4 protein-coding genes are annotated in these 4,306 nt (G+C 38.2%); 1 reads left to right on the top strand and 3 read right to left on the bottom strand.

The window, feature by feature from the left end:
* Window positions 1–625 precede the first annotated feature (625 nt).
* Window positions 626–1,381 carry a hypothetical protein gene (locus tag NI461_RS13750; protein ID WP_253157763.1) on the bottom strand — a complete coding sequence of 252 codons (756 nt, stop codon included), beginning with the start codon at window positions 1,379–1,381 and terminating at the stop codon, window positions 626–628.
* Between the two features lie 260 nt (window positions 1,382–1,641).
* Here NI461_RS13750 and NI461_RS13755 point away from each other — a divergent pair, with 260 nt between their 5' ends.
* The gene (locus NI461_RS13755; RefSeq protein WP_253157765.1) at window positions 1,642–2,886 is read left to right on the top strand and encodes a MobA/MobL family protein; all 1,245 of its coding nucleotides are present in this window, start codon (window positions 1,642–1,644) and stop codon (window positions 2,884–2,886) included.
* Here the strand turns inward: NI461_RS13755 and NI461_RS13760 are convergent.
* Window positions 2,870–3,103: a hypothetical protein gene (locus tag NI461_RS13760; RefSeq protein WP_253157768.1), complete on the bottom strand. Its 234-nt coding sequence runs from the start codon at window positions 3,101–3,103 to the stop codon at window positions 2,870–2,872. The two genes, NI461_RS13755 and NI461_RS13760, sit on opposite strands and share 17 nt — an antisense overlap.
* A 443-nt stretch (window positions 3,104–3,546) precedes the next feature.
* Window positions 3,547–4,152, bottom strand: coding sequence for an alpha/beta hydrolase (locus NI461_RS13765; RefSeq protein ID WP_253157771.1), 606 nt, complete (start codon window positions 4,150–4,152; stop codon window positions 3,547–3,549).
* Between the last annotated feature and the right edge of the window lie 154 nt (window positions 4,153–4,306).

Below are 4,306 nucleotides of genomic sequence, written 5' to 3' on the forward strand. Positions count from 1 at the left end.
AATGGGTAACTAAACGTGGGGAAATGGGTAACTAAACGTGGGGAAATGGGTAACTAAACGTGGGGAAATGGGTAACTAAACGTGGGGAAATACAATGGTTAGTTGTTGAAATTTAAAAATTAAAATTAAATTAAAAACATTTAAAAATATTAAAATTAATTAAAAGCCCAGGGAAGGAAAAATTGCCCTTGGTTTTCGCTACGCTCAAACTCTATTGAACTTCGCTTTCGCTCAGTTCGTAGGGGCAATTTTTTAGTTAATTCTTTCTTGAATTCGAAAAACCAAAAGCAAGAATGGATTCGCTACGCTCATAGAGCTTTTTCACTCGCTTTCGCTCGATCTAAAATCTGATTTTTACATGTGATTTACGCTTTATTAGGCTCTACAGCCTAAAAAGCTGTTTTTCAGAAAGTCGAAGCGCGAATTTTAGTGGTTCGCTCGTAGACACTCGCTCTATAGATACCTTTTAGGTATTTAATTTGAGTTTTAAGGGTATTTCTTAGTTTATAAATTAAGGATTTGTATTAGGTAAAGCGTAAAAGGGCCTATTTCGCATTTTTAGCCCTGATTACATTTTTTATTAGGGATGGGTAGGATTAAGCCAAAAACAGGCTGTAATCGCATTTTATGGCTTTCCACGGTGCTTTTGGATGAGTACTTTGTGAAACTCTTGCCCATTGATTTTATAGGTTGGCAAATCTTCAACCATACGCTGGAATAATTTTGTTTCTTCCTTGAGGTCTTCGGTGTTGTTTTTGATCTCTTTATAGAGTGTGGTTTCTTTAATGGCTCTTTCCCAAATAATGCTCTGTAGGAGGGCATCTCTGAGCAGGGGAATATCACTGTGCTGGATCTGAAGATCAAGGTCTTTATAAAGTGATTGAACTACACCTCCTATTGCGTATTTGAGTTGGTTTTCTGCATTGCGTTTTTTCTGGGCTTCCGTCAGTTCCTTGTGACTTTTCTGCAAAATTTCACGTTTGTGTTCATTCTCCAGCCGGATTCGATTGTCTAGGGTGGCTTTTTCAATTTTCTGATAAGACTCTAGGGCGCGATCCAGGCGGAAAAAATTATCCTGATCCATTGCTTGATTGAGTAAGGTCAGAATTTCAATTTCGTTGGCCAAGAGGGGCTGCTGGTTTTTGTCCTTCAGTTTGATCTGTTCAATGAGTGCCTGTCTTTTTAGAAACTGGTTCTTCTCCCGGTCGACTGTTTTGAGCAGACTGAGTTGTTTGTCATTGAATCTGTCATTGGATTGCTGGAGTAGGGTTAAAGCCTGTTGCTGTTTTTTCTTGAGGAAGGGAAGTTTTTCCAGGAACTGCTGCAATGTCATGAGGTCATTTGAAGTGAGTATTTTCGCAGGTCTTCCACGAGCCGCCATCGCATTCTCCAGCATAAAATGGGTGAGGTTTTTCTGTTTTCAGTTTAGCATAGGCCGGCACGGGAAGAATTAAATAAAATGTGGGAACATTTTATTTAATTCTTAAGCTCGTTTCCGTGTTTTTAATTCGATATAATTACTGCGCAATTATATCGAATTAAAAACACTTCTCCTCGTGCTCCGCAGGCTCTGCGAGGCTCCGTGAATTTGAAGGTGGGATTATGTTCTATTGCAACCTGGAACACACAAGCAAAAAGGCCGTGAAGACCCGATCGGGGAAAGTAAAAAATGCTGCCACGGCCAAGAACCGGTTTCACTACATTACCCGGACTTCGCACTTTAAAAATTATAAAGAAAGTGCCTCAGAACAGATCGAGTTTGTGAGATCCGGCAATATGCCAAATTTTGCTGAAGGAAAGCCGGCTGAGTTTTGGGGCGCTGCAGATATTTATGAACGTAGTAATGGCCGTACCTGTTCCAGTCTGGTAGTGGCCTTGCCGAAAGAGTTGAACCAGGCACAGCGGATTGAATTGGCCGAGGCATTCATTGCTGAGTTTGCAGACCGCTATCGCTATCCCTTTACCTGTGCCATTCATAATCATGTTGGATCGTTGGGTGGGCAAGAGCAACCGCATTTGCATTTTATGTATAGTGAACGGCATGTTGATGGCATCGACCGGACAGCAGAACAGTTTTTTAAGCGTTATAACCCAAAGGATCCACAGAAAGGTGGGGCGCAGAAGCTGACAGCTGATGTGTTAGGCATGGGAAAGGCGCAGTTACAGCTGTATCGGCAGAAAACTGAAGAGCTGATTAATGACAGTCTCATGCGTTATGCCCCGACCAAGATGGTGGAAATCAAGGGAATTCAGGTGGAAGTTCCTAGTTTGGTCAGCTGTTTATCCAACAAGGAATACAACAAGAAGCATGGCACACAGCTGAAGGATGTTCCTGTGATGAATAAGGCGGTCCGTTTTGCGCGTGAGAAAGAGCCGGAATTAGTGGCCGAACGGGAAAGAATGACTGCTGAAATTAACCGGTTACGTGCTGAAAATCATTATGAGTTGTATCGTTCATTTTACGAGGCTGAATTAAAAAATCGTCAAGAGATTGAAGAATTGAGCACGCAAGCTGAAACACCACGGACACGGCAGCATTGGTATGCTCAAGAAAAATTATTGTTTTTACAACAGAAGATGCTGCAAGCCTTATTGCAAGATCGTCAAATGACTGAACCTTTTAGGTTGATTCAGCATGATTTACAGGCTTATATCGATCTTTTGAATATCGAATCCTTCGATCGACTTGAAAAATTTGAATACTTAACTGATTTGGGCCAACAGTTAAAGAATTCAGTTATCCAGATAGCCTCTATTGAGGAAGAATTGGCATTCATGCAGCGGCAAGTCATCGAACGTGTGCCTTTGCAAATGAGAGAAAAGGCAGTAACCCCTGACAAGATAAGAAATCATGATCAGGATAATGATTTTAGTCCTGGCTTTTAAGCAGATTATTTAGGGCACGCCACTGCATGAGCAATACTGCTTCTTCATCTTTAATTGTGGTTTCTCCGGACTGGATCCGGTCAAAGCGTTCCCAGGATCTTTTTTCATGGGCCTTCTTTTCTTCAGGACTCATGCCGAAGGTCGCAATCGATTGAGCTGTTGCCCACTCCTTGCGATCCATTTCTTTGAGATGTTCACTTGTACTGAATTTTTTCATGGAAATACTTCTGATAGGGACTTAACCGAATTATTTGATCTTTAATTGCTTAATGTGACAGAAGCTGATATTGCAACTGCCAAGCTGAATGCAGAATTTTCCCTTATATGGTAAAAGATAATTCGACTTTTAGTTTTTTTTTGGTTTCTAAAAAAAAAGATATTAATTATAAATCAAAAATTTATATGATTAGTAATGAATTTTAGGTTTTTAAGAAAAAACAATATAATTATTGTAAATAAACGCTTTAGGTGATTAGTAATGAATTTTAGATTCTATTTTTTTAAGCGTCTAGCCTAAAATTCATTACTATCCCATTTTATTTATTCAGATCAATTACTTAGATTATTTTTTTAAGCCTGGTCTTGTGAGCTAAAAGAATCTAATTAGGGCCTACTTATATGGGCTTTCGTATAAGGTGTATTATGTTAATTTTAGAAAAATTAAGAAATGGCTTCTAAAAATTGATTGATATAAACACTAACTTCTTTAGCATGTTCTTCAGCCAAATTATGCTTACCATTACTAATAATTTTTAAAGTAGAACCTTTTAATTTAGTGTTTAAATATATTCCTACAGCTACTGGGCTAATAGGATCAGCATCTCCCCAAATTAGTAAAGTCGGAATATTAATTTTTTCCAAATACTCATCGTAATTTACATTTGTTGTCATAAACCATTCAGGATATCTTGGATACTGTTCTTGGTATTCAGTTCTCCAGTCTTGGACATTGAATGGAGTTAAATCGATTCCTCCTGATGTTGCTATTAAAACAAGACCTTTGATTAGACTAGCATCGGTAGATGCTTTATTAACAGCAAAAATACCTCCCATTGATTGGGCAATTAGAATAGATTCTGAATTAATTTTTCCTGTAACGTATTCTTCTAAATCACTAAAATTCTTTAAGCTAGTATCCTCTGCAATATTTCCAAAACCAGGATAGCCAATAATTTGTTTTTCATATTTTTCTGGTAAAAACTCAATCAAAGGTTTCCAAAAATCAAGGTTTCCAGATGCACCTGGTAAAAATACTATTTTTTCCATCTTTTCATAATCTTAAAAATTTTAATCGCTAAAACACTATCTTGTATAACTTCATTCGTCTAGATAACCTGAATCCTGTTTAAGCCAACTATTCGATTACTCGAATGGTTGGCTTATTTCTGTGGCTCAATTGATATGCGCACAATGAAGCATA

Source organism: Acinetobacter sp. S4400-12 (genome assembly GCF_024129495.1).
Lineage (GTDB): Bacteria > Pseudomonadota > Gammaproteobacteria > Pseudomonadales > Moraxellaceae > Acinetobacter > Acinetobacter lwoffii_C.